The sequence below is a fragment of the Microbacterium sp. MPKO10 genome, from assembly GCF_026107415.2.
Classification (GTDB): Bacteria; Actinomycetota; Actinomycetes; order Actinomycetales; family Microbacteriaceae; genus Paramicrobacterium.
In genome coordinates this window covers 456,204-481,258 of sequence record NZ_JAPCHX010000004.1, presented here as the reverse complement: position 1 = coordinate 481,258, position 25,055 = coordinate 456,204, and the positions used below count along the sequence as shown (strand labels likewise).

At 61.6% G+C, this 25,055-nt stretch carries 21 protein-coding genes; 18 read left to right on the top strand and 3 right to left on the bottom strand.

All coding sequences use genetic code 11. The features are described 5' to 3' along the window. Positions 1 to 80 precede the first annotated feature (80 nt). The 3 genes from OK352_RS10430 to recR all read left to right on the top strand — a co-directional run bounded on the left by OK352_RS10430 (position 81) and on the right by recR (position 5,386). On the top strand, positions 81 to 1,844 hold the full coding sequence (locus OK352_RS10430; RefSeq protein WP_265141411.1) for a glycoside hydrolase family 35 protein: 1,764 nt from the start codon (positions 81 to 83) through the stop codon (positions 1,842 to 1,844). A gap of 233 nt (positions 1,845 to 2,077) precedes the next feature. Next, complete coding sequence (locus OK352_RS10425) at positions 2,078 to 4,786, top strand: DNA polymerase III subunit gamma and tau (RefSeq protein WP_265141410.1); 2,709 nt, start codon at positions 2,078 to 2,080, stop codon at positions 4,784 to 4,786. A gap of 3 nt (positions 4,787 to 4,789) precedes the next feature. Continuing rightward, on the top strand, positions 4,790 to 5,386 hold the full coding sequence (gene recR / locus OK352_RS10420) for a recombination mediator RecR (protein ID WP_265141409.1): 597 nt from the start codon (positions 4,790 to 4,792) through the stop codon (positions 5,384 to 5,386). 175 nt (positions 5,387 to 5,561) lie between these two features. On the opposite strand, the gene OK352_RS10415 is transcribed toward recR, so the two are convergent. Both OK352_RS10415 and OK352_RS10410 read right to left on the bottom strand, forming a co-directional pair. Next, on the bottom strand, positions 5,562 to 6,479 hold the full coding sequence (locus OK352_RS10415) for a TIGR01777 family oxidoreductase (RefSeq protein ID WP_265141408.1): 918 nt from the start codon (positions 6,477 to 6,479) through the stop codon (positions 5,562 to 5,564). Between the two features lie 149 nt (positions 6,480 to 6,628). Continuing rightward, positions 6,629 to 7,336, bottom strand: a complete 708-nt coding sequence (locus OK352_RS10410; protein ID WP_265141525.1) for a GntR family transcriptional regulator — start codon at positions 7,334 to 7,336, stop codon at positions 6,629 to 6,631. A gap of 163 nt (positions 7,337 to 7,499) precedes the next feature. On the opposite strand from OK352_RS10410, the gene OK352_RS10405 reads away from it, so the two are divergent. The 12 genes from OK352_RS10405 (at position 7,500) to OK352_RS10350 (ending at position 20,103) form a co-directional block, all read left to right on the top strand. Next, positions 7,500 to 8,378 carry an NAD(P)-dependent oxidoreductase gene (locus OK352_RS10405; RefSeq protein WP_265141407.1) on the top strand — a complete coding sequence of 293 codons (879 nt, stop codon included), beginning with the start codon at positions 7,500 to 7,502 and terminating at the stop codon, positions 8,376 to 8,378. Continuing rightward, on the top strand, positions 8,375 to 9,331 hold the full coding sequence (locus OK352_RS10400) for a carbohydrate ABC transporter permease (protein WP_265141406.1): 957 nt from the start codon (positions 8,375 to 8,377) through the stop codon (positions 9,329 to 9,331). The genes OK352_RS10405 and OK352_RS10400 overlap by 4 nt, the downstream gene beginning before the upstream one ends. A gap of 1 nt (position 9,332) precedes the next feature. Then, positions 9,333 to 10,217, top strand: a complete 885-nt coding sequence (locus OK352_RS10395; RefSeq protein ID WP_265141405.1) for a carbohydrate ABC transporter permease — start codon at positions 9,333 to 9,335, stop codon at positions 10,215 to 10,217. A 16-nt stretch (positions 10,218 to 10,233) separates the two neighbouring features. After that, positions 10,234 to 11,568, top strand: coding sequence for an ABC transporter substrate-binding protein (locus OK352_RS10390; RefSeq protein ID WP_265141404.1), 1,335 nt, complete (start codon positions 10,234 to 10,236; stop codon positions 11,566 to 11,568). Positions 11,569 to 11,613: 45 nt separating this feature from the next. Beyond that, complete coding sequence (locus tag OK352_RS10385; protein ID WP_265141403.1) at positions 11,614 to 12,807, top strand: CaiB/BaiF CoA transferase family protein; 1,194 nt, start codon at positions 11,614 to 11,616, stop codon at positions 12,805 to 12,807. Beyond that, a complete protein-coding gene (locus OK352_RS10380) occupies positions 12,804 to 13,580 on the top strand; it encodes an enoyl-CoA hydratase (protein WP_265141402.1) in 777 nt (258 codons plus the stop codon). Before OK352_RS10385 ends, OK352_RS10380 begins: the two co-directional genes overlap by 4 nt. Before the next feature lies 1 nt (position 13,581). Continuing rightward, on the top strand, positions 13,582 to 14,472 hold the full coding sequence (locus OK352_RS10375) for an amidohydrolase family protein (protein ID WP_265141401.1): 891 nt from the start codon (positions 13,582 to 13,584) through the stop codon (positions 14,470 to 14,472). A gap of 55 nt (positions 14,473 to 14,527) precedes the next feature. Next, positions 14,528 to 15,298, top strand: a complete 771-nt coding sequence (locus OK352_RS10370; RefSeq protein WP_265141400.1) for an RraA family protein — start codon at positions 14,528 to 14,530, stop codon at positions 15,296 to 15,298. A gap of 63 nt (positions 15,299 to 15,361) precedes the next feature. Beyond that, positions 15,362 to 16,558 carry a fumarylacetoacetate hydrolase family protein gene (locus OK352_RS10365; RefSeq protein ID WP_265141399.1) on the top strand — a complete coding sequence of 399 codons (1,197 nt, stop codon included), beginning with the start codon at positions 15,362 to 15,364 and terminating at the stop codon, positions 16,556 to 16,558. After that, positions 16,555 to 17,508: a C-terminal binding protein gene (locus tag OK352_RS10360; protein WP_265141398.1), complete on the top strand. Its 954-nt coding sequence runs from the start codon at positions 16,555 to 16,557 to the stop codon at positions 17,506 to 17,508. Before OK352_RS10365 ends, OK352_RS10360 begins: the two co-directional genes overlap by 4 nt. A 217-nt stretch (positions 17,509 to 17,725) precedes the next feature. Then, a complete protein-coding gene (locus OK352_RS10355; RefSeq protein ID WP_265141397.1) occupies positions 17,726 to 18,991 on the top strand; it encodes an aspartate kinase in 1,266 nt (421 codons plus the stop codon). A 53-nt stretch (positions 18,992 to 19,044) separates the two neighbouring features. Next, positions 19,045 to 20,103, top strand: coding sequence for an aspartate-semialdehyde dehydrogenase (locus OK352_RS10350; RefSeq protein ID WP_265141396.1), 1,059 nt, complete (start codon positions 19,045 to 19,047; stop codon positions 20,101 to 20,103). A 108-nt stretch (positions 20,104 to 20,211) separates the two neighbouring features. Here the strand turns inward: OK352_RS10350 and OK352_RS10345 are convergent, their stop codons facing one another. Then, positions 20,212 to 21,591, bottom strand: coding sequence for an aminotransferase class I/II-fold pyridoxal phosphate-dependent enzyme (locus tag OK352_RS10345; protein WP_265141395.1), 1,380 nt, complete (start codon positions 21,589 to 21,591; stop codon positions 20,212 to 20,214). Positions 21,592 to 21,785: 194 nt separating this feature from the next. On the opposite strand from OK352_RS10345, the gene OK352_RS10340 reads away from it, so the two are divergent. Genes OK352_RS10340 through dctP form a run of 3 tightly spaced genes read left to right on the top strand, consistent with a single transcriptional unit; the run spans position 21,786 to position 25,041 of the window. Then, positions 21,786 to 22,295, top strand: coding sequence for a TRAP transporter small permease (locus tag OK352_RS10340; RefSeq protein ID WP_265141394.1), 510 nt, complete (start codon positions 21,786 to 21,788; stop codon positions 22,293 to 22,295). Next, the gene (locus tag OK352_RS10335) at positions 22,292 to 23,791 is read left to right on the top strand and encodes a TRAP transporter large permease (protein ID WP_265141393.1); all 1,500 of its coding nucleotides are present in this window, start codon (positions 22,292 to 22,294) and stop codon (positions 23,789 to 23,791) included. Before OK352_RS10340 ends, OK352_RS10335 begins: the two co-directional genes overlap by 4 nt. Positions 23,792 to 23,829: 38 nt before the next feature. After that, entirely contained in the window at positions 23,830 to 25,041 is a 1,212-nt protein-coding gene (gene dctP, locus OK352_RS10330) for a TRAP transporter substrate-binding protein DctP (RefSeq protein ID WP_265141524.1), read from the top strand. The last annotated feature ends 14 nt before the right edge of the window (positions 25,042 to 25,055 follow it).

Sequence of the window (25,055 nt, the reverse complement as noted above, 5' to 3'; positions counted from 1 at the left end):
TTCGACGCGGGCCGGCGCCCTGACGCCGGCCCGCACCGTGTGCCCGAGAAGTCGTGGCCCGGGTTGAAAGGAAACCTTTGATGAGCCGCTTTGAGATCGGCGACCGCGATTTCGTCCTCGACGGCGAGCCCGTGCAGATCCTGTCCGGGGCGTTGCATTACTTCCGTGTCCACCCCGATCAGTGGGCCGACCGAATCGAGAAAGCGCGCCAGATGGGCCTCAACACCATTGAGACCTACATCGCGTGGAATCAGCACGCTGCCACGCCCGGCGAGTTCGACCTCACCGGCGGGCTCGACCTCGACCGGTTCCTGACCGAGATCGCTGACGCCGGCATGCACGCGATCGTCCGCCCGGGGCCGTACATCTGCGCCGAGTGGGACAACGGGGGGCTTCCCGCGTGGCTGCTGCGTGATGACAGCATCCGGATTCGCACGAGCGACAGGCAGTACATGGGCCACGTCAGCGCGTACTTCGACCACGTTCTGCCGATCGTCGCGGCACATCAGATCGACAACGGCGGACCGGTCGTTCTCGTGCAGATCGAGAACGAATACGGCGCGTATGGCGACGATGCGGAATACCTGCGCGAGCTCGTGGCGCTGACCCGAGCGCACGGCATCACTGTCCCGTTCACGACCGTTGATCAGCCGGAGCCGCAGATGCTCGAGAACGGCAGTATTCCGGGGCTGCACAAGACGGGGTCGTTCGGCTCACGAGTGGCTGAGCGCCTCCAGACGCTGCGCGAGCACCAGCCGACGGGGCCGCTGATGTGCTCTGAGTTCTGGAACGGGTGGTTCGACCATTGGGGTGCCCATCACCACACGACGTCGGCACCGGATGCTGCGAACGAGCTCGACGCTCTGCTGGCTGCGGGCGCGTCGGTCAACGTGTACATGTTCCACGGCGGGACCAACTTCGGGTTCACGAACGGTGCAAACGACAAGGGCGTGTACCAGCCGACGGTGACCAGCTACGACTACGACGCCCCGCTCGATGAGGCGGGGAACCGGACCGAGAAGTACTGGGCGTTCCGCGACGTGATCGCGAAGTATGCGCCGGTGCCCGCGGACGTTCCTGCGGCAGCATCCGCGGCCCCGGTGTTCGACGTCAGCGTCGAGCGTGTGGCGCCGCTGCTTCCCCTGGGCGACGCGCTTGTTGCGCAGCGGGGTGCTCCGGCCGAGGGCGTGCCGACGTTCGACGATCTGGGTCACGATCGCGGATTCGGGCTGTACACAGCATCCCTTGCCGCAGGCTCGGGCCCGCGCACGCTGGCTTTTGCGGAGGTGCGCGACCGTGCGCGTGTGTTCTGGAATGGGCGCCCAATCGGCACGCTGAGCCGGGACCAGCACGATGACGCCGTGGTGGTGCCGGCCGAGGCGGGCACGCTCGAGCTGCTGGTCGAGGACCAGGGCCGTGTGAACTATGGCGAGAGGCTGGGCGAGGCCAAGGGGCTCATCGGACCGGCAACGCTCGACGGCGTTGCCGTGGACGGGTGGGAGCTGCGAGCAATCGACGCGCACGCGATCCCCGGAGCGGCGGAATCGGCGGCTCTGTTCGAGGGGACGACACTGGCGGGCCCCGCGATGGCACATGCCCGCTTCGAGATCACCGAGCCCAGGGACCTCTTTCTTGACCTCAGCGGCTGGGGCAAGGGTGTTGCCTGGGTGAACGGCTTCAACTTGGGGCGGTACTGGCGGCGCGGTCCCCAGCGGACGCTGTATGTGCCGGGATCGTCGCTGCGGGTGGGCGAGAACACGGTCACGGTGTTCGAAGTGGATGCTGCTGCGGATCCCGTGATCCGCTTTGTCTCTGGACTGGATCTGGGGCATACCGACTACTGACGGAATAGGTTTTCCGGGAAAAGCACGCCCTGCAACACCTTGAGCTGACGGGCTGCAACTGAACGCGCCGGCGGACCTGAGGCTCTGCCGGTGTGGGCCGCGAGCGTTAGTGCTTTCGAGGGGAGCGACGGAAGCGGGCGGATGCTGACAGCATCCGCCCGCCTTCGTCTCTCAGGCCCGCGCCTGTGGAGAACGACCACCCGTTTGTCAGCGCCGACCACTACGATTGACTCGTGGTTACCGCCCTGTATCGCCGCTACCGGCCCGAGACGTTCTCCGAGATGATCGGTCAGTCACAGGTGACCGATCCGCTGCGCACAGCGCTGCGCACCGACCGCGTCAATCACGCGTACTTGTTCAGCGGCCCGCGCGGCTGCGGCAAGACCACGTCTGCCCGCATTCTCGCGCGCTGCCTCAACTGCGCTGAGGGCCCCACCGACACCCCGTGCGGCACCTGCCCGAGCTGCGTCGAGCTGAGCCGCGACGGCGGAGGTTCGCTTGACGTCGTCGAGATCGACGCGGCAAGCCACAACGGCGTCGATGACGCCCGCGATCTGCGTGAGCGCGCCGTCTTCGCGCCCGCGCGTGATCGCTTCAAGATCTTCATCCTCGACGAGGCGCACATGGTCACGCCGCAGGGGTTCAACGCCCTGCTGAAGATCGTGGAAGAGCCGCCGCCGCACATCAAGTTCATCTTCGCGACGACCGAGCCCGACAAGGTGATCGGCACCATTCGGTCGCGCACGCACCACTACCCGTTCCGGCTTGTGCCGCCCGCGCAGATGCTCGAGTACACGCAGCGGCTGTGCGACGAGGAAGGCGTGCAAGTCGAGCCCGGCGTGCTGCCGCTCGTCGTGCGCGCGGGCGGCGGATCGCCCCGTGACACGCTTTCGCTCCTGGACCAGCTCATGGCTGGATCCGACGGCACGACGGTCGGCTACGAGCGTGCGGTCGCCCTGCTCGGCTACACGCATTCGGCATTGCTCGATGACGTCGTCGACGCGATCGGCCGGGCCGACGCGAAGGGCGCGTTTGAGTCGGTGGACCGTGTGATTCAGACCGGTCAAGATCCCCGGCGCTTCGTCGACGACCTGCTCGAGCGTCTGCGCGACCTCATCATCGTGGATGCTGCGCAGGGCAACGCTGGTGCTGTGCTGCGTGGGCTGCCGGAAGACGAGCTAGAGCGCATGATCGCGCAGGCCGCGAAGTTCGGTCAGGCCGAGCTGTCGCGCACCGCCGACATCGCGAACACCGCGCTGACGGACATGACCGGTGCGACATCACCCAAGCTGCACCTTGAGCTCATGATCGCCCGCATGCTCGTGCCGGCCGTTGACGAGACCGAGCGCGGCGCCCTCGCCCGTGTCGAGCGACTCGAGCGCCGGGCGGGAATGCCCGCGGATGCTTCCGCCGCCGCGTCGCCGGGCACAGGCGCCCCCGCAACGGCGGCTCCTGCTGGCGCGTCGGCTCCTGCAGCGGCCGCTTCGGCACCGTCAGCACCGGCGTCCGCGGCCCAGGGCGCAACATCTGCAGGGCAGCAGCTCGCAGCATCCGCGACCCCGAAGCGCCCGACCGAGCAGAGCGCACCCGCCGGGAACGGTTCGTCCACGGGGCAGAGCGCACCTGCCGGGCAGAGTGCTCCTGCCGCTGAGACGGCCGCCCCCGAGAGCGCTACGCCTGCCGCACAAGCGGCTCCGCGCCAGAAGCCGACGGGACCGGTGACGCTGCAGCTGATGCGGGATTCGTGGCCCGAGATCCTCGAGATCGTGGCGAAGACCAAACGCGCTACGTGGATGCTGGTGATGAACGCCGACGTGCGCGACCTCACCGACGACATCCTCACGCTCGTCTTCCCGAGCCTGAAAGACGTCGAATCGTTCAAGAAGCTCGCTGGAGGAGACGGCCCCAGTGAGCATCTGCGCGCGGCCATACTCGACGTGCTCGGCCTGCGCGTGAAGTACATCGCGAAGGTGGACGGACCCGCCGCAGGTGCCGCACCCGCTGCGGGGGCGGCTGCTCCGGCTTCGCCGCGCGAGCAGCGCAGCTCCGGCTCGGGAGACACTCCGGTGGCCGAGCCCGAGGAGCCTGCGCCAGCAGCACCTCCCGCTGAGGCGCCCTCTGGTGCAGTTGGGCAGAGCGAATGGGCACCCGACGACGAGCCGCCGTACGACCCGTATGAAGACGCTGCCCCGCCGGATGAGCCGGTAGCCGCAGCGCCTCCGGTACCCGAGCGGCAGACCGCTCCTGTGACACAGGCCGGCAGCGAGGCACGACCTGCCAATGACGCGCAGCCTGGCGGTAGTGCACCTCGCACGGGTGCTCCCGAGAGTGCGACACCGACCGGTGGGAGCCCTGCTCCTGCGACAGCGAACAGAGCGTCCTCGACGGAAAGCGCTGTGCCCGCGACCGGGCGCCCTGGCCCGGCGACATCGACCGAGCGCCCAGCTCCCGCGGGTGACCGCACGTCGACTGCAACCGAGGGCCGTGCACCAGCATCCGGATCGCCTCGACCGGCATCGACGGCAGACACGGCGGATGCTGCTGAGCCAGCGGCCCCCGTCACCGGGTGGAGCGTCGTGCAGATCCCCGCAGACGACGAAGACGAGACCGCGGGCGCGGCCAGTCCGTCGAACGTCGAGACCACGGCTCCGGTGGCCGAACCCGCGCCACCGTCAGCAGAGGCTCCGGGCCGTCCCGAGGGAGCAGCTCCTCCTGTTGAGGCGCCAGCACCCGCGGAGGCGCACGCCCGCCCCGAGGCGCAGGCGCAGCCCGGCGCGCCCGTGCCTGAAACAGCATCCGCAGCACCGGTCAGCCAGGCCGCACCGCAACAACAGCCGCAGCAGCAGCGCGCGCGTTACGGCGAAGCCGTCGTGCGCGAGGTGCTCCGGGCCACCTTCATCGAAGAGCAGGAAAACACATCTCAGCAGCAGAGGTTCAACTAGCCCATGTATGAAGGAATCGTTCAAGAGCTGATCGACGAGTTCGGTCGTCTCCCCGGCATCGGGCCGAAATCGGCGCAGCGCATTGCGTTCCACATCGTGCAGACTGAGTCATTCGACGTCTCGCGTCTCGCCGAGCTGCTTGTCGAGGTGCGCGACAAGGTGCACTTCTGCGAGATCTGCGGAAACGTGGCCGAACAAGAGCAGTGCTCGATCTGCCGTGATCCGCGCCGCGATCACTCGTTCATCTGCGTTGTCGAAGAGGCGAAAGACGTCGTCGCGATCGAGCGGACCCGCGAATTCCGTGGTCTCTACCACGTGCTCGGCGGCGCGATCAGTCCGATCGACGGCATCGGGCCTGACGACCTGCGCATCCGCGAACTCATGCAGCGGCTCGCCGACAGCAGCGTGACCGAGGTGATCGTCGCAACAGACCCCAACCTGGAGGGTGAGGCGACCGCGACGTACCTGAGCCGTCTGCTGAAGACGCTCGAGATCCGCGTCACGCGGCTCGCGTCGGGGCTCCCGGTCGGCGGTGACCTCGAGTACGCAGATGAAGTCACGCTCGGGCGGGCGTTCGAAGGTCGTACGGCGCTCGGCTGACGTCGTGCCTGCGTAACAGTATCCAGATCTCGAAAGCGGATACCCCACCACGTGTCTTCACACGTCGCCGTAGTGGTGAGCTTCTACCGCTGAGGATTACGCGTGCTGGCGAGCATTTCACTACCTCCATGACTCGGGGGTAATCCGGCAGGGCCTTGAGAGCCAGGGCACGACGTTACGCCGGTTTGGGTGCCCATCGAAGCCCGCGCGCCGCGGCGATGGCCTCGTCAATGGTGTCGATCTCAAACTCGAAGCCGGAGTCCTCGAGCACCTGGGAGAGGACCGGCTGGTCGGCCAGCAGCATGTCCCGGGCGGCGGCTCCGAGCGCGAGGCGCAGCGGGGCGGCAGGGACCCGCAGCCAGTTCGGTGTGTGCAGCTGTCGGGCGACAGCATCCGCCACGTCTGCTTGCGTGTTGAGGGCGGGAGCGGCGATGTTGACCGGTCCCGAGACGTCGCTCGCCAGCAGGTGATCGATCGCGCGAGCCTCGTCGCTGAGCGCCACCCACGGCCAGCGTTGCGCACCCGACCCGAACGTGGGCGTGAGCCCAAACCGCGCGGCGAGAGCGAGGGGAGATAACGCACCGCTCGGGCCCAGCACCACCCCGGTGCGCAGAAGCACCACACGTGTGTGCTCCCGAGCGGGCTCTGTGGCGGCTTCCCACGCCGCGACCATGTCGGCGAGAAAACCGGTGCCTCGCGGGGCAGTCTCATCGAGCAGGCCATCCGCCGGGCCGCGCCCGTAGTATCCGACGGCTGACGCTTGCGCCCAGACTGTCGGAGGGGACGTTGCTGCCGCGATGGCCTCCGCCAGCACGCGTGTCGTCTCGATGCGGCTGGAGACGATCGTCTGGCGGTAGGAGGCCGTCCAGGGCAGTCGCGACAGGCTGGCGCCTGAGAGTGAGACCACAGCATCCGCCCACTCGATCTGTGCGGCCGGAACCGAGCCCGATGCGGGATCCCACTGAGCCTCAAGGTTGTGCTGAGGTGGCCGCCGGACGAGCAGGCGAACGTCATGCCCCATGTCGCGCAGCCGCATGCGCACAGCCGTGCCGATCATGCCGCTGGCGCCCGTCAACAGAATTCGCATCGTCATACCGCATCGTAGGCATGGTGCCGTGAGAATCAGGTGAACATCCCGGATGCTGTGGGCAGCTGCCACACCGGTGCGACACCGTTCTCGCCCGGTACGGCCAGCGGCTGTCTCGCTATGAAGACGGGCATTTGGGGAAATACTGGACTCTATTAGGCCTCTGCTTCCGAGTGCGATCCGTTCACCTGTGTGGCGAACGAGCGCTCACCGTGTGCCGCAAGCTCTGTCAGGGCAGCATCGGTGTCTCCCGAGTCGACGAGCTCAAGCAAGTGACGGTGACGCGCGACGTGCTGGTCTAGGTCTTCGAAATACCGCTCCCGGGCAAGGAGATTTCGCGACATGCAGAGCAGCAGTTGCTGCTGAACCGAGGCATAGATGCTTTCGAGACGTCTATGATCGGCAATTCTGACGAGGGCGAAATGAAACTCGTAGCCCGCTTGTACGAGCGCTCCGCGATCCTGCTCGCTCGCGCACCGCTCCATTTCGGCAATCGCCTCGCGAGCCGGGTCGAGAAGCTCCGGCCTCTTGACGGGAATCCCCAACTCGAACGCCATCCGTTCAAGCGTGGAGCGAAGCGTGAGAATTTCGTAGGCATCGTCATCGTCCAGAGTCGAGACAAATGTTCCTCGACGGGGAACGGTGTGGACGAGCCCTTCGTTCTGCAGCAGACGCAGTGCTTCCCTCAGGGGAGGCCTGCTGATCATGAGATCGTCAGTCAGCTTCTCCTCAAGTAGTCTCTCCCCAGGCTCCAGCTCTCCCGCCAGGATCTTTTTCCGTATTGCTTCGGCGGCAAGAGCGACGAGACTTGGTGCTTTGAGTCCTCCGCTAGGAACCGCGGACGCTTCGGCGATATTCGGCATTGCCACCCTCTCTTTGTCAATAGCCTTTATGCACAACTCCGGGAAATCAAGGAATGGTGCAATTTAGACTATTGAATTTTGTTTCTTGTTTCTTGTAGACAATAGTCGATATCTCGAATAGAGTCGACGAATCCGGTTAGAAACTCAGCGAAGAGGAGGGGCAATGATCCTCACCACCGACTCGACCATTGGCATTGTCGGTCTGGGAAACCTGGGGCGCCCAATGGCACTGAACCTGATCGACAGGGGATGGCGCGTCATGGTGCACGACACACGCCCCGAGGCTGTTCGCGACCTCGAGGATGCTGGTGCAGTGGCCGCTTCAGCGCTTGACGCGGCGGATGCCGTGTGCTTCGTCGTTCCCGATGAAATCGCCGTCTGGGAATCGCTCAACGGAGGTTTACTCCACAATCTGAGGAGCGGCACCCCCGTGGTCATTCACAGCACAATCCTCCCGGAACGTGCCCGTGAGCTCTCCGAAGCGATAGAGAATGCGGGCAGCAGATGTGTCATGGCTCCCGTGAGCGGCGGGGCAGAGAGGGCACGGCGCGGAGAGCTGAGCTTGATTGCCGGTGCCGATTCTTCGACGAGAGAGTTTCTTGCACCGCTCTTCGACGCGATGAGCCGGGAGACATTTCACATCGAAGACCCGGCGGCCGCGTGCGCGGTGAAGCTCTCGAATCAGCTTGTGATGTTCTCAGCGCTCGCCGGGCTCCACGAAGCGATGGCATTGACGCAGTCGTATGGCGTGGCCGATGGTGATCTGCTCGATTTCCTTGCAACGGCCACAGGTGACAGCTGGGTCGGAAGGAACTGGGGATTCTTCGACGGCGTTGCCGCAGACTATGAGCGATCGGGCGTTCCACGACATCTTCGGTCGTGGTCAAAGGATCTGTGGGAAGTCATCGGAGCCGCACACGAAGCGAGAATTAGCGTTCCTTTCGCCGCAACCCTGTCGCAAATTCTTCCGGCATTGGTTGAAGACCACGCGCGTCACGCTGAAAGCGCTCACCCTCGTGCACTCAGAGGAGAAGCCGAATGAGCGTTCACACGCAAACGTCGTCTCCAGAGACTATCCAGAGCGTGCTCGGGTCCAAAGCCCGCAAGCGCGATTGGCGCAAACGTGAAGTGGCGGTCGCCTTCGTGTTTCTCGCGCCCTGGCTCATTGGGCTGATCGGACTGACGCTCGGGCCGATGCTCTACTCGCTGTACCTCTCGTTCACTGACTACAACTTGCTCTCGTCTCCCAAATGGGTGGGACTCCAGAACTTTGTCACCATGTTCACGAGCGACGAGAGATTCTGGGTATCGACACGGGTGACGATCGTGTATGTGATCTTCGGTGTGCCGTTGATTCTCATCGTTTCGTTGATGATCGCGGCACTTCTGAACTCGAAGATCGCATTTCTCTCCGGTTACCGGGCGCTCTTCTATCTGCCGTCGCTCATGGGAGCCAGCGTTGCGATTGCTGCGCTCTGGCGACAGATCTTCGGCGGCAATGGACTCATCAATCAGATTCTCTCGTACTTCGGGATAGAGGCAGGGAGCTGGGTTGGAAACCCCGACACGGCGTTGGGAACCCTAGTCGTTCTCGCCCTCTGGGCCTTCGGGTCGACGATGATTATCTTCTTGGCAGGTCTCCGTCAAATTCCCGCTGAGCTCTATGAAGCAGCCGCCGTCGATGGCGCGGGCCGAGTGCGTCGCTTTCTCAACATCACATTGCCCATGCTGACGCCGATCATCTTCTTCAACGCGCTGATGGTCACGATCAATGCCTTCCAGGCGTTTACACCCGCTTACGTCATCAGCGGTGGGACGGGCGGGCCTGTGAACTCAACGTTGTTCTACACGCTCTATCTCTACCAACAGGGATTCGCCCAGTTGAACATGGGGTACGCCTCGGCGATGGCGTGGCTTCTCGTGGCCGTGCTCGCAATCTTCAGCGGACTCTTCTTCTGGAGCTCTCGCTACTGGGTTTACTACGGAGACAAGTGACATGACATCTGTGAAGACACACACGATTCCGCGAATCTACCCCGGAACTCCTGTGAAGAACACGTTCGTGAGAGCGATCATCAGGCATGCCTTGTTGATCTGCGTCCTCTTCGTCCTTTTGTATCCGCTTCTGTGGCTTCTTGGAGCGTCGTTTCGGCCGAATAACGAGGTGTTCAACGGGCTCGGGCTCTTCTCGGAGAACTACACCATTCAAAACTACATCGACGGGTGGGGTGCCGGGTCGGCGTCGTTCACGCGGTACTTCGGGAACTCACTGCTGGTCACCGTTGTGTCGATTCTCGGGAATCTCTTCTCCTGCTCGCTGACGGCATACGCATTTGCGAGATTGAATTTTCCTTTCAAGAACGCGCTCTTCGCCATCCTCATCGGAACGATGCTGCTGCCCATGCACGTCACTCTCGTGCCGCAGTACATCCTGTTCAACAAACTGGGGTGGATCAATACTTACTTTCCCCTGACGATTCCGCATTGGCTCGGAGTTGACGCGTTTTTCATCTTCCTTATGGTGCAGTTCATTAGGAACCTTCCGCGTGAGCTAGATGAGTCTGCGCGTCTGGATGGCTGTGGCCATTTCGGCATCTTCCTGCGAATCGTCATGCCGCTGTCGCTGCCCGCAATCGGTACGACTGCCATGTTCACCTTCATCTGGACCTGGAATGACTTTCTAGGGCCGCTCCTCTACCTCAACCGATCAGACATGCAGACAGTTCCGCTCGCGCTCAACGCCTTTCTCGATTCGACAGGCCAGAGCTCCTATGGCGAATTGTTTGCGATGTCTGTGCTCTCGCTTGCCCCGATTGTGGGCTTCTTCATCGTCTCTCAGCGACTGCTTATTGAAGGCATCGCGACAACTGGAATGAAATAACAGAAAGGTAAGCACAATGAAGTGGATACGACGGAGCAGCGGCATTGCCGCGGCCGCCGGACTTGCGCTGACGCTGGCAGCATGCAGCGGCGGGGCCGAAGGGGCAGGAGGCGACTCGCAAGACGGCACTGGCGACGTGAGCGGTCAAATCGCTGTCGCGTGGTGGGGCGGAGAAGCACGATCTGCGAAGACCAATGCAGTGATCGATCTGTTCACGGCTCAAAACGATGGAGTGAAGGTCGACGGGCAGGCGACGGCGGATTTCAGTAAATACTTTGACAAGCTGAACGTTCAGGCCGCAAGTCAGAGTCTTCCGTGCGCCGTGCAGCTGCAGGGTCGCCAGGTCAACGACTACACGAAGAACGATCTGCTGATGCCGCTCGACCCCATGATCGAGTCGGGAGCCATCGACGTCAGCGACATTCCTAAGTCGGTTCTCGACAACGGGCGAGGAACGGACGGAAAGCTCTATTTCCTTCCGTACGGTGCCGCTTATGACGCCGTCGGCATCAACACGACGTTGGCCGACGAAGCTGGAGTTGGTCTGCCGGAAGAAGGCTACGACTGGGACGACTACATGTCGTACCTGACCGAGGCGCAAGAGAGCCTCCCCGAAGGTGTGCGGGCGATCGACAGCAACGGCGGCCGCCCGAACTTCTTCATCGGATGGACTCTCGCCAACGGCAAGTCTCTCTTCAACGACGAAGGGAAGCTCGGATTTACTGAGCAAGATCTCACTGAGTACTGGAACATGTGGGAGACCGTGCGCAAGGCCGGTGTGACAATGCCCGCTGCTCGTACAGCAGAGGAACCGACCGGGCCGGACCAGGGCTTCTTCGCGACAGGAGAAGTCATGTCTGACACGATTCCCGGCAATGCACTCACGCCGGCGACAGAGACGCTCGAAGGTCAGGGCGAGGGACAGGAGATGACGACGATTCCGTTCCCGAGCGGTCCAGCGGGGTCGGGCAATGCGCTATATCCGTCAGGATTCGCGATTCCCGTCTCATGTGACAACGTTCCGACGGCAGCCGCGTTCATCGACTTCTTCACGAACGACCTAGAAGCAGGCAAGGCGTTCGCCGCCGACAACGGCGCACCGACCAATACCAAGGTGCTTGAAGCGCTGATCGCCGACGACAGCCTGACGCCGACGAAGAAGCATGAGCTCGAGCTGTATAAGCAGATTGTCGAGAGCGATCCGCAGGCAATCGTCTTCCCTCCGGGCTACCAGGCAACGTTCGAATCATCTTTCAAACGTGCATACGAGGACGTGTCATTTGGCAAGAGCACGGTCGAGGATGCCGTCAAGCAATTCTTCTCGGAAGCCAATTCGAGCCTGGGCACCTAAGTCCGGATCATCTCGAGACGACGTACGACACAGAGGAGCAAATACGTGAACGCCACCGATGGATCACCGAGGGCATCAGCGCTCGACGGCATCCGTGTCCTTGATCTCACCCAAGTGATGTCGGGTCCCTTCTGCACGATGATGCTCGCCGATTGCGGCGCAGACGTGATCAAAGTGGAGAACCCTGCTCACGGTGACCAAACACGGAAATCCTGGGGATACTCGGTCGTCGGTGACGATTCTCGTGCCTTCCTGTCGCTCAATCGCAATAAGCGCAGTGTGCGCATCGACTTGAAATCGGCGGACGGTCTGCGCCAGTTCTTTGAGCTCGTCGAAACAGCCGACGTGGTCATAGAGAACTTTCGGCCCGGAGTGGCGGCTCGGCTCGGCGTTGGGTATGACGCCGTCCGAGCTGCCAACCCGCTGATCGTCTATGCGAGTATCTCCGGATTCGGGCAAAGCGGTCCCTACTCGAGCTATCCGGGTTATGACCTGATCGCGCAGGCCATGACGGGTGTGATGAGCGTGATGGGTGAGCCCGGTGGCCGACCGATGAAATCTGCCATTCCGATCGCGGACCTCGGTGCAGGCATGTTCTGCACGATTGGCGTGCTTTCCGCTCTACGAGCGAGGGACCGTGATGGAGAGGGACAGTACCTGGAGACGTCCCTCTTCGAATCAGCACTGGCGATGAGCGTGTGGGAATCAACTGAGTTCTGGTCAACCGGTGAGAGCCCAGAACCACTCGGATCAGCGAACAGGATGTCAGCTCCTTACCAAGCGCTGAAGACCGCCGACGGCTACGTCACGGTGGGGGCGAATAACGAGAAGCTCTGGAGGTTACTCTGCAATGCTCTTGACGCTCCTTACCTGATCCGTGATCAGCGGTACATCGACAACAACGCACGCATGGACCATCGAGACGAACTGGCCGCGGATCTTGAAGCGCTCCTGATCGGGCGCACAACCGATGAGTGGGTGGAAACCCTCTTGGCCACTGGCGTTCCCGCCGGCGCGATCAGGGACTACAAGTATGTGCTCACTCGCGATGAGCACGTGAGAGCGCGTGACATGGTCGCCACACTGAAGCATCCAGTTGAGGGTGACGTCGCAGTGCTGGGATCCCCGATCAAGCTCTACGGCACGCCCACAACGATCCGCACCGCGGCCCCGTTGCTCGGTCAAGATGACGATGACCTGCTCAAGGGGGAACGCGACGACGCCGGGGGAGCGCTATGACCGCGCGAGCGGAGGTCACCCTGAGCTTCGATAAGGGTTGCGCCCGGATTGTCTTGTCGAACCCGGGCAAGCGGAATGCCTTGACCTGGGAAATGTATGAGCAGCTTGAGGCGCATCTTGATGAGCTGTCACGACACGAGAATCTGCGCGCTCTCGTCATCACGGGAACCGCGGCCGACGGCTTCGCGGCAGGGACGGATATCTCCCAGTTCGCTGAATTCGCGTCGGCAGACGATGGCATTGAGTACGAGCGACGTGTTGGTCGAATTCTCGGCAAGCTCGACGGCCTCGCCGTGCCCACCATCGCGGAAGTTCACGGTACGGCGGTCGGGGCCGGCCTAGCCATTGCTGTCATGTGTGACATCATCGTCGCGGACCGCAGCGCGCGGTTCGGAGCCCCCATCGTTCGCACACTGGGCAACTGCCTTCCGGGCGCTGTCTTTGCACGGCTGCGAGATCGCCTCGGCTCCGCGCGCACACTCTCGATGCTGCTAACCGCGGCGCTCGTTTCTGCCGATGATCTGCTCGCAAGCGGATTCGTGCTCGATAGCGTCGAAGAGGATCAACTCCACGACCGAGTCGAGACTGTCATCCGAGGAATACGCCGCTCGGCTCCGCGCTCCCTCGCCGCGCTCAAAGCACTTGATCGGAGGCTGAGCTCTGGCGACGTTGACGACGAGGATCTCCTGCGTTCCTGTTACGGAAGCGACGACTTCATGGAAGGTGTCAGTGCGTTCCTCGAGCACAGGCATCCTCATTGGAAAGGATATTGAGATGGCCCGCGTCATCGACGCCCACCACCATTACTGGCGTACTGCGGCACAGGAGCAGCCGTGGCGCAACGCAGAGCATCGTGCACTCGAACGAGATTTCGGCCCAGACGATCTTGTCCCGGAGCTCGACGCGGTCGGAGTCGACGCAACCGTACTGGTGCAGTCGGTCGACGAACCCGCGGAGAACGACCGACTCGCCGCATACGCTCGACACGATCGTACAGGGGGAGTCATCACCTGGTTGCCGATATCGAGGGGGAGCGAAGCGCTTGATGAACTCAACCGTCAAGACGTACCTCGGCAGTGCGGCGTCCGCTGCCTTATCGCGCGAGAGCCGCTCGACTGGTTGCAGCGCTCCGACGTCCTCGCGCTCTTCCGTGAACTCTCGACACGGGGACTCGCCTGGGATGTGGTTCCCGTAACTCCGGAGCAGACACTGGCGGTGACCACGCTCGCCCGCGCGGTGCCGGAGCTGCGGATCGTGGTCGATCATCTGGGCCGCCCCCCGGTGGAATCCGGCGATCGAGAGCTGTGGGCGGCGAACATCGAGCGACTCGCGGCGTGCGAGAACGTCGCCATGAAGGTGTCCATAGGGATTGATGTGCTGAGCTCGTGGCGTGAGTGGGACGCACAGGCTCTGACACCATTTATCGACCAAGCTCTGAGCAGCTTCGGGGCCGAGCGTCTGATGCTCGCCAGCAATTGGCCGGTCATTCTGCACCGGCAGACCTACGGCAAGACCTGGCGAGACCTGAGCGCTCTTGTCTCAGCACGTGCCCCGAGCGAGACAGAGCTCGATGCTCTGAGCGGCGGCACAGCAGAACGCTGGTACGCGCTCCGCACATCTGTTGTTGATCAGGAGGTGAGTCGTGCAGAGTCCGGCGTGAAATGAGCGCCATAAAAGCTACGGATCGTCAATAGTCAGTTCAGTGAAAGCAGGAAAAACAATGACCACCACTCAGGCCAGCCCCAACAGCATCCAGTACGACAAGGCAGACCCGGACAACCTCAGCAGCCTGTACCAGCATCTGCGCGTCTGCGACGTTGTCGATGCACTCGACGGCATCGGATACTTCAACATCGGCCTCATGGACCGCGAAGTACGCCCACTTTGGTTGGGCATGACCTTCTGGGGAGAAGCCGCGACTATTCGCTGTGTTCCCTCGAACAAGCCGATGTGGAAGCTTGACAGCACTGAAGACATCGTCAATGCGCACGGTCGATGGTTTGCCGAGACGTCACACGCTCGACTTCCGGATGACCTGAAGCCAGGTCACGTCATCGTCATGGATGCCGGGGGAGGCCCCGAGGTCGGGTTCTGGGGGTCGGAGAATGCCATGGCAGCGGTGCTCGGCGGTGCTGTCGGCATCATCACTGACGGATACTGCCGCGACACGGGTGAAGTCGCTGCGCAGCGCAGCCCCGTCGTGGCTCGTCATCGCGGCCGGACGATTATCCCCGGACGCATTCAGGCGATCGAGACACAGACGACGATCGCGTGCGGGGGAGTCCAAGTGAACCCTGGCGACATCGTTGGCGCGGACGACGATGGCGTCGTCGTCGTTCCCGCGCATGTTGCCCATGAAGTCGCTACGCACGCGCGTGCAATTCTTCTAGCAGACATGCGGGCACGCAAGCAGCACTACGCGAGCCTGGGAAAGAGAAGCGATTCGACTGTCGATATCGAGGCGATCGAAGCTTACTTTTCCGAAGTTTGATCGGCACACCCGCCGGGCTGAGGCTCGGCGGGTGATGCCTCACCGATTACGAAAGACTCGTCTATGAATCCCGAAGCTTCACTTTTACCCGTCGACAGTCAGAATGCGCATCTTGTCGGACGCGTCGTGGACCCAGCGGATGGGGGTCCGAGCGTTGTCGCGATACGCGGACATGAGGTTGTGGACCTCACGGCAATAGCGCCGACTGTGGCGGATCTGCTAGAACGACGTGATCGACTCGATGTGGTGCAGCGTGCAGCGGGCCGAAGGAGATGGCAGTTCGCGGACGTTGTGCGAGGAACGAAGAACGCCCAGGGGGCCAGATTTCTCGCCCCAATCGATCTGCACGCGATCAAGGCAGCGGGTGTGACGTTCGCCCGAAGCATGGTGGAGCGCGTGATCGAAGAGCAGGCTGCAGGGGACGCCCGGGCAGCAGCATCCATCAGGGAACGCGTTAATACGAAAATCGGTGCGGCGCTCGGTACGATCGTCCCCGGCAGCATCCAGGCGGCCCAGCTCAAAGAGGCCCTCATAGACGAAGGGCTCTGGTCGCAGTATTTGGAAGTGGGAATCGGCCCGGATCCTGAAATCTTCACGAAAGCACCTGTTCTTTCCGCAGTCGGCCCAGGAGCACCCATTGGCGTTCTCGGGCGCTCGACGTGGAACAACCCTGAGCCTGAACTGGTTCTGGCCGTGACTTCGGACGGCACCGCAGTCGGAGCCACGCTGGGAAACGACGTGAATCTCCGCGACTTCGAGGGGCGCAGCGCACTTCTCCTCACAGAGGCCAAAGACAACAACGCATCGTGCGCGATAGGTCCGTTCATTCGACTCTTCGACGACCACTTTACGATCGACAGCGCCAGGCAACTCGTCGTGTCGCTCAATGTTCGTGGTGACGACGGCTTTGCTCTCGATGACACGAGTTCTGTGGGCGAGATGAGCCGAAGTTTTGAGGATCTAATTTCGCACGCCATCGGTCGGCATCATCAGTACCCCGACGGCCTGGTTCTGTTCACGGGAACGATGTTTGCTCCCACGAAAGACAGGGGCGAACCGGGCAAGGGGTTCACGCACAAACGAGGCGATGTTGTACGAATCTCCGCGCCTGAGCTCGGGATACTCGAGAACGTGGTCATTCCGTCGGAAGAGGCCGCAGAATGGACATTCGGAATTCGTGCGCTCTATGCCAACCTGCATGAACGTGGCCTTATGACGACTCGTCCTGAAGCCGGTCAGATGAGCGGTGAGGCGGAATGAGCGACGTTGTCGTCACGGATCAGGCGTTCGGAAATGTTGATCGTGAGCGTGCGATGGCTCAGCGCCTAGGTGTCTCATTCTCCGACCATCAGTGCACCACTGAGGACGAGACCGCAGATGCCGTGGTCGGAGCACGAGTCGCATTTGTGAACTTCGCCCCTATGACAGAGCGCGTGCTCGCATCGATGCGACCGGGAGCCACCGTCGTGAGATATGGAATCGGCTACGACAACGTCGACGTTGCAGCGGCACATGCGTTTGGCGTCTCCGTCTGTAACGTGCCCGATTATGGAGCGGACACGGTGGCGGACCATGCCGCATCGGCACTTCTTGCGCTCCTGAGAAAGCTGCCCATGTATGACAGGGCGATTCGCCGAGAGGGATGGGTGCGACCACCCGATCTCGGTACGATCCGCGCCTTCTCCAATACCATCGTCGGGCTCATCGGGACAGGTCGGATCGGACGCGCCGTCGCGACTCGCCTCAAGGCGTTCGGTTTTCAGGTCTGGGCGCATGACCCGTTCGTCCATCCGGACGATCTCGCGCGGCTCGGCATCAATCCAGTCTCGCTCGATCGGCTGCTACGAGAGGCAGACGCCATCTCACTGCACGCGCCGCTCACGGCGCAAAATTATCACGTCATCGGTGAGCGCGAGATCGACACGATGAAACGCGGTGCGGTTATTGTCAACACCTCGCGGGGGCCTCTCATCGACACTGCCGCCTTGATTGCGGCTCTCACGCAGCAGAAACTCGGCGGCGCCGCACTCGACGTCTTTGAGACTGAACCGGTGGAGGAGGACTCAGCGCTGCGACAGCTTGACTCAGTGATATTGACTCCGCACGCGGCGTTCTACTCCGATCAGTCTCTAGACAACTTGCAGCGCCTGGCCGCCGAGGAAGGGGAGCGCGCGCTGAGAGGTAAGTCCCTTCGATGCGAAGTCAATTGAGGCGCCCGGCTACGGGGTGAACACGCGCATCGGGTGCGCGTCAACGGTTTCGACGACAGCCAAACGGCCGCTGGCATTACGAAGGGGTTCACGCCAGGGCCCTGCCTCGCGCGCGTGCGCACACGCGCGTTTAGCGGACGTCACATGTGGGCGTCGGAATACGGGTCGCCGTACAATAGTGCGTTGGGCCTTGACTGCAACCCCCGGGAGTTACTCCGTGAGCCTTATTGTCCAAAAGTTCGGCGGTTCGTCCGTTTCTGATGCCGAGAGCGTCAAGCGTGTCGCGAAACGCATTGTCGACACGCGCAAAGCAGGCAACGATGTTGTCGTCGCCGTGTCAGCAATGGGCGACACGACAGATGAGCTGATTGACCTCGCCAACGCGGTGACACCAATGCCGCCACCGCGTGAGATGGACATGCTCCTCTCGTCGGGAGAGCGCATCTCGATGTCGCTTCTCGCAATGGCGATCAAGAGCATGGGATACGAGGCACGCTCGTTCACGGGCATGCAGGCCGGCATGATCACCGACGGTCAGCACGGCTCCGCCCGCATCGTCGACGTCACGCCGGTGCGGATTCGTGAGGCACTTGACGACGGCGCCATCGCGATCGTCGCCGGGTTCCAGGGCTTCAACCTGGACACCAGCGAGATCACGACCCTCGGACGCGGCGGGTCAGACACCACGGCCGTGGCGCTCGCCGCAGCGCTCGGCGCCGACATCTGCGAGATCTACACAGACGTCGACGGAATCTTCACCATGGACCCCCGCGTCGTTCCACTCGCGCGCAAGATCGACGTGATCACGGCCGAAGAGATGCTCGAACTCGCAGCATCCGGGGCTAAGGTCCTCTACATCCGGGCCGTCGAGTATGCACGCCGCCACGGCGTCACACTGCGCGTCCGCTCCAGCTTCAGCAACGATGAGGGAACCCTCGTCATCAATCCGAAGGAAGGCGACTCCATGGAACAGCCGATCGTCACCGGAATCGCAACAGACCTCAGTGAGGCCAAGATCACGATCGTCGGCATCCCCGACGTGCCAGGCAAGGCAGCGCAGATCTTCAAGATCGTCGCGCGCACCGACGCCAACGTCGACATGATCGTGCAGAACGTGTCGGCCGCGGCGACCGGGCTGACCGACATTTCGTTCACGCTGCCCAAAGACCAGGCGCAGGGCGTGCTTCAGTCACTGCGCAGCCAGCAGGAAGAGGTCGGCTTCACGGCGCTGCAGCACGACGACCAGATCGGCAAGCTCGCGCTCGTCGGTGCCGGCATGCGCGCCAACTCGGGTGTCTCGGCGAAGCTGTTCGAGGCCCTGTACGAGAACGACATCAACATCGACATGATCTCCACCAGTGAGATCCGCATCTCGGTCACCACGCGTGCCGACACCCTCGAGAAGGCGGCCCGCGTCGTGCACACGGCGTTCGGGCTCGACGCCGACCACGTCGCCGTCGTTCACGCCGGCACCGGGCGCTGAGCAGCATCCGCCCGCACGCCTCGAGATGACAACCACCTGAAAAAGGGAGAGATATGACTCAGGAACTCCGCATCGGCATCGTCGGCGCGACCGGACAGGTCGGCACCGTCATGCGCAGCCTTCTGGAAGAGCGCGAGTTTCCCATCAGCGAGATCCGGTTCTTCGCGACCTCGCGCAGCGCGGGCACGACGATTCGGTTCCGCGACACCGACTACGAGGTCGAAGACGTTGCCACGGCAGACCCGACCGGCCTCGACATCGCCCTGTTCTCGGCTGGCGGCACCGGCTCTCGCGCACACGCGCCGCGGTTCGCCGAGGCCGGAGCGATCGTCATCGACAACTCCAGCGCCTGGCGCATGGACCCGGAGGTTCCGCTCGTGGTGAGCGAGGTCAACCCCGAAGCGATCGACGACGCGCAGAAGGGTATTATTGCCAACCCCAACTGCACGACGATGGCCGCGATGCCGGTCATCAAGGCGCTGCACGATGAAGCCGGGCTGGAACGTCTCATCGTCAGCACCTACCAGGCGGTCTCCGGTTCCGGCCTCGCCGGCGCCATGGAGCTCGCCAGCCAGGTGCGCACTGCGGTGCAGGACGAGAACCTGCTGCAGCTCGTGCACGACGGCCACGCGGTCGCGATGCCCGACCCCGCGACGTACGTCAAGCCGATCGCGTTCGACGTCGTGCCGATGGCGGGCTCGATTGTCGAGGACGGCGAGCTCGAAACGGACGAAGAGAAGAAGCTGCGCAACGAGAGCCGCAAGATCCTCGACCTCCCGGGCTTGCGGGTTTCCGGAACCTGCGTTCGCGTGCCGGTCTTCACCGGTCACGCTCTCTCGATCAATGCCGAGTTCACGAACGACATCACACCGCAGCGTGCCGCCGAGGTGCTCGCTGAGGCGCCGGGCGTTGAGCTGTCTGACGTGCCGACGCCGCTGGATGCTGCCGGAAACGACCCGTCGTACGTGGGTCGCATTCGCGCCGACCAGTCGGCGCCGGAGGGCAAGGGCCTTGCGCTCTTCATTGCGAATGACAACCTGCGTAAGGGCGCGGCGCTGAACGCCGTGCAGATCGCCGAGGTCATTGCCGCGAAGAAGGCCGCTGCGGTCTAACCGCACGAGAATTCCGGATGCTGCGCCGCGACGATTGTCGTGGCGCAGCATCCGTTAACTGGCGCCAAAAGGTCGCGCGATCAAAGCTTGCTCCATTATTCAAGAGGTTCAGCGGTACGATCCCGTCTTTGTGCGGAACGCGTCTGAGATGTTGAGAGCAAGTGCGTCGATTTGGTCGTTTGTCAGCGCGGCTGGTGTCAGTCGGATGAAGGGGCCCCTTGCGTGGCGGTAGGCTTGTCCGCTACGCGCCTGCCAGCCGTATCCCATGAGGGTATTTGAGGTGGCGGCTTCATCGTCAACGGGTACGAGTACATTCAAGCCAGAGTGGCCATAGGATTTCACTCCGTGTGTGGCGAGTGTTTCGACGAGTCGAGCGCGACGTCTGTTGTACTCAGCGGTAGCTTGTTTCGTCAGGCGTTCAACATCGGGGTTTGAGAGAAGGTCAACGACGAGATGCTGCAGTATCGTTGAAATCCAACCACGGTTGAGGGCCTGGTGTCGTTGGATGCGCTCGATCGTCAATTCGTCGCCGGCGACGAATGCGAACCTCAAGTCTGGGCCGTGTGATTTGCTGAGCGAACGAGTGGAAAGCCACGAGTCGGAACTTTCCGTTAGGGAAAGATACGGTGCATCGCAAATGAGAGAAGCATGATCGTTTTCGATGATAAACGGAGATTTACCCCGTTTTGAAGCTTCATTGAGGACTGTTCGAAGGTCGGAGGCGCGTTGTGCAGTGAGGGTAGATCCTCGAGGGTTCTGCGCTCGAGGGCTATAGAGGACGGCTTTCGCGCCGTGTTTGATGGCCTCCGCGAACGGGTCAACTTCGAACCCCTCATCGTCGATCGATACGGGCACGAGAATGAGGGCGTGTGATCGTAGTAATGATGTGGCGGCGGCAAATCCTGGATCTTCTACGATCACGCGGTCTCCGGGTCGGAGGCGCGCTGCTACGGCGTCAGCGATGCTTTCAAGGGCTCCGCCTGCGATGGTGAAATGCTCTGGACGCGAGTTGAAAACGTCTGCCATTACATTGGGGGCTTGTTCGCGAATTCCCGGTAGCAACGGTTCGACGTTGTAGAGGGCCTTTGCCACTGATAGCCGGTGGAGACTGAGGTTGGGGTCGGGCAGTAGTGCGGGATCGGGTGCGCCGCTTGCCACGTCGACGATTCCGTTCATTACTGGTAACGGTGCTCGACCGAGGGAATCGGAGAGAAGAGTTTCGGCTCTTACTTTCGTCCCTACACCGCGTTCCACGTAGGTGAGTCCGCGTTCTGCGAGGCGGCGGAAAGCAGCTGCCACGGTGGCGGGGCTCACGTGTCGACGTGTTGCGAGTTCACGTATCGAAGGGAGGACGTCTCCAGGTCGGTAGTCGCCGTGAATGATTGCCTGTTCGATCTCTTGAAAGATCCCGGCGGCCGTCACCGCGGCGTCGGTTTGGCTCCTTGCCATCTTTTCCCCGCTCTGATCTGAGGCGGTGCCATGGTACACCGCTCATCCCGTCGGCACCCGTGTTGTTGGTGGCCGATTTGTGGTTTACACGTGTTCAATCATATGTGTACTATGTGGGTTAGCAAGGTGATCTAGTACACAATGAGGTGGCTGCCGGTGCCAACATTTCGACCGAGGGTGATTGAAAGACCAGCAGCGCGCTTCTTGAGATATAGCGATAAGTGAGGCTGGCCATGATCGGAAAGATTGTGCAAGGCGCCGCGTGGCTGCTCGGAGTCGTGGCGGCGGCCGGAGTGGGGCTGCTCATGGTGACCGTGATCGCGGATACCGCGAGCAGGTACATGTTCTCGAATCCGATATTCGGCGCCAACGACTACAGCCGGTACTGGTGGATGATCATCATCGTTTTTGGCGCGCTCGGTCTAGCGGAGAAGCGCAATGAACACATCGAGGCGTTGGTGCTTGAAAACCTGATGCCGCCAAGGCTCAAGATTGTGTGGAGATACATCAGAGCTGCAGTTATCACTGCCGTGCTTGCGTCCCTGCTCTACGCCGCCATTCCAACCGCGATACTCCATCAGTCGCGAGGCGAGTACGCTCCCGGCTCAGAAATACCAATTTGGCCCACCCGTTACATGCTCGTTGTCGGCGTTGCTGTTTTTTGGGTCGTTGTGATTATGAAACTCATCGAAGATCACCGTGTAATTCGCAGCGGCATGGCTGATGCGGAGGCGCAACGATGATGAAACCGGCGGGCAAAGACGCGCAACTTGGGGCAAATTCTGCGGAACTAGACTCACAGGCCGCTGCGCCGAAGACTGGGCGCGGAGTGATCATTACCGTTAGTCTCGTCGCGATTACGACGATTACAGCGGCGCTGCTCCTATCTAGAGCGCTGAACAATTCTGCTTCAGGAATCGCCGCGCTGGTCTTAATGCTGGCGCTGATCTTCTTGGGTGTTCCTGTAGGCCTCACGATGGTGTTGGCGGGGGCCCTCGGCATTTTCGCGATTGTTGGGTTCTCTGGAATGAACGATTCGTTGGCGAACCTGCCGTATACGGCCGTTGCTAGCTGGTCGTTGAGCGTCTTGCCCATGTTCATTCTGATGGGCCTGCTTCTGTGGCGTTCGGGCGTGACGGGGCGCCTTTTCGAGGCGGCGAGGGCCTGGCTTAACTGGCTGCCGGGAGGTCTAGCCGTTACAACCAACTTTGCGGGAGCAGGGCTCGCTGCTGTGAGCGGTTCGACCGCGGGGATCACATATGCAATCGGGCGACTGAGCATCCCTGAAATGCTGAAGAGCGGGTACAACCCTCGTTACGCCACCGGTACCGTTCTCATGTCCGGGCTTGCCGGGCAACTGATCCCACCGAGTATTTTGTCTGTCATTTACGCGGGTGTCGCAGGCACCTCAGTCGGTCAACAGCTGCTCGCAGGTATCGTCCCCGGTGTCGCCGTCGCCTCAATCTTCGCGATGCAACTAATAATCATGGCTGTTGTGCGTCCTTCACTGGCTCCGAAGGCACCACGTGTAAACGAGCCATTATCGGCCAAGCTACGAGCACTAGCTGGCGTATGGCCGATCGCGATCATGCTCGTCGTCGTTATCGGCGGAATTTTCTCAGGAATCTTCACAGCGACGGAGGCCGCAGCCTACGGAGCCGGCTTTGCCGTTCTCGTCACACTCACATCCCGAAGCATCAAGGTGAAGTGGCGCGCCGTCTCCCAGGCCCTCCTCGAGACTGCGTCAAGCACTGCAGCAATCCTGCTCCTGATAGCTGGGGCAGCCTTGCTCACTCGAATGCTGAGCCTCAGTGGAGTGACAAGCGATGCGATTAGTTACTTTGCATCCTTGAATTTGAGCCCCGTCGGTGTGCTTCTCCTTCTCATGGTCTTTTACCTGATCCTCGGAATGGCGCTTGATCCGATGACCATGATCGTACTCACTGTTCCAATTCTGTTGCCCCTGCTTGAACAGACGGATATCAGTCTGCTGATGTTCGGCGCCTTCATCGTCTTGCTTGGCGAACTCGCGTCCGTCACCCCACCTGTCGGAATGATGTCCTACATCGTCCATAAGATCACAAGCACACTCGACGATGCCAAAGCACGCGCCATCTCCCTCGTCGATGTCTTCATCGGTGCCGCCTGGTTCATTCCCGGCCCGGTGATCCTTCTGTTACTCCTGATCTTTTTCCCCGAAATAGCAACCTGGTTGCCCGGTCTCGGAAACGCCAAGTAGCGCAGATAGTCCAATCATGATGAATCGGAGTGAGTGAAATGAAGAGACGAATAGGCCCCGCAATTCTCGCGGTGAGCGTTATGGCATTGGCAACAGCGTGCTCCTCAGGAGCATCGAGCAATACTGCGCAATACGCACATCCGAATGACCCGTCAACATGGCTCGCGAACGCAGATAAAGAGTGGGCAGCAGACGTTGAGAACGCCACCGACGGTGACGTCTCAATAAACATTCATTGGTCGGGAGCTCTTGCCGCTGCGCCCGAAGCAGCCGACGCAATGGGCAGCGGAACTTCACAGATCGGTATTCTGTATCCGATCTACACACCGGCCAAATTCCCAACGTGGGCATGGCTCTCGGAGTACTCGTTCCTTTCCGATCCGCGCCCGGTGATCGGTGATATGCAAGCTTACGCCGCGGCGCTGGAGGTCTCCCTGAACTCTGACCTGCTCATGGACGAGTACCGAGACCAAGGTATCGAACCAATTCTTCCGCTTTTTGAAATGAATGCCGGGTATCACCTTGTATGTACTGAGCCGGTTACATCTCTTGATGATGCAAAGGGAAAGACCGTCAGAACGCCCGGAGGGCCATGGGAGCGCGAAACGACAGCTCTCGGTATGGCCCCAACCCAGATGGGAGTCGGTGAAATGTATGAGGCACTTCAACGAGGTGTCCTCGATTGCAGCGTCAATCCCCTGCGCGACATGGTTGCCTTCGACCTCATCGAAGTCGCAACCGACATCACGATGGATGACGAGGTCGGCTTCACCGGATTCAACGCCGCGCTAGGCGCAAATGGAGGTTGGTGGGACGGTCTCGGAGCCGAAACACAAGACGAAATCTGGACAACGCTCAAAGACTACAGTGAACGTTTTGTGGCATCTGGACTCGGCGCCGATCTCGAGATTCGCGAGAAAATCGATGAATACGACGTGAAGATTCATGAGATGGATCCTGATATGCGTGAAGCGCTCAAGGAAAATCAGGATCAGCGCATGGACGCCGCGCTGTCGAATGCGCCAGACGGCTCTAAAGAGCAGTATAAAGAGCTGCTGACGGCGTATACAGAGGCCATGGAGAAGTGGGATCAAATCATCACTGACGAACTTGGTTACGGTGAAAAAATCCCCGCAACGTGGTCCGAGATCATCGCGTCAGATATGACGATCGACGACATCGATTTTGGGCCCTTTAGCGAGCGGCTATGGGACGAAGTGCTGGAGCCGGCAATGCCTTCGAACCGCTAACCCCATGCACTGAG

What these genes read in the sequence shown, in the direction of transcription:
- OK352_RS10430 (WP_265141411.1), top strand. Translation starts at nt 81, where the DNA reads ATGAGCCGCTTTGAGATCGGCGACCGCGATTTCGTCCTCGACGGCGAG.
- recR (WP_265141409.1), top strand. Translation starts at nt 4,790, where the DNA reads ATGTATGAAGGAATCGTTCAAGAGCTGATCGACGAGTTCGGTCGTCTC.
- OK352_RS10415 (WP_265141408.1), bottom strand. Translation starts at nt 6,479, where the DNA reads ATGACGATGCGAATTCTGTTGACGGGCGCCAGCGGCATGATCGGCACG.
- OK352_RS10410 (WP_265141525.1), bottom strand. Translation starts at nt 7,336, where the DNA reads ATGCCGAATATCGCCGAAGCGTCCGCGGTTCCTAGCGGAGGACTCAAA.
- OK352_RS10405 (WP_265141407.1), top strand. Translation starts at nt 7,500, where the DNA reads ATGATCCTCACCACCGACTCGACCATTGGCATTGTCGGTCTGGGAAAC.
- OK352_RS10400 (WP_265141406.1), top strand. Translation starts at nt 8,375, where the DNA reads ATGAGCGTTCACACGCAAACGTCGTCTCCAGAGACTATCCAGAGCGTG.
- OK352_RS10395 (WP_265141405.1), top strand. Translation starts at nt 9,333, where the DNA reads ATGACATCTGTGAAGACACACACGATTCCGCGAATCTACCCCGGAACT.
- OK352_RS10390 (WP_265141404.1), top strand. Translation starts at nt 10,234, where the DNA reads ATGAAGTGGATACGACGGAGCAGCGGCATTGCCGCGGCCGCCGGACTT.
- OK352_RS10380 (WP_265141402.1), top strand. Translation starts at nt 12,804, where the DNA reads ATGACCGCGCGAGCGGAGGTCACCCTGAGCTTCGATAAGGGTTGCGCC.
- OK352_RS10375 (WP_265141401.1), top strand. Translation starts at nt 13,582, where the DNA reads ATGGCCCGCGTCATCGACGCCCACCACCATTACTGGCGTACTGCGGCA.
- OK352_RS10370 (WP_265141400.1), top strand. Translation starts at nt 14,528, where the DNA reads ATGACCACCACTCAGGCCAGCCCCAACAGCATCCAGTACGACAAGGCA.
- OK352_RS10365 (WP_265141399.1), top strand. Translation starts at nt 15,362, where the DNA reads ATGAATCCCGAAGCTTCACTTTTACCCGTCGACAGTCAGAATGCGCAT.
- OK352_RS10360 (WP_265141398.1), top strand. Translation starts at nt 16,555, where the DNA reads ATGAGCGACGTTGTCGTCACGGATCAGGCGTTCGGAAATGTTGATCGT.
- OK352_RS10350 (WP_265141396.1), top strand. Translation starts at nt 19,045, where the DNA reads ATGACTCAGGAACTCCGCATCGGCATCGTCGGCGCGACCGGACAGGTC.
- OK352_RS10340 (WP_265141394.1), top strand. Translation starts at nt 21,786, where the DNA reads ATGATCGGAAAGATTGTGCAAGGCGCCGCGTGGCTGCTCGGAGTCGTG.
- OK352_RS10335 (WP_265141393.1), top strand. Translation starts at nt 22,292, where the DNA reads ATGATGAAACCGGCGGGCAAAGACGCGCAACTTGGGGCAAATTCTGCG.
- dctP (WP_265141524.1), top strand. Translation starts at nt 23,830, where the DNA reads ATGAAGAGACGAATAGGCCCCGCAATTCTCGCGGTGAGCGTTATGGCA.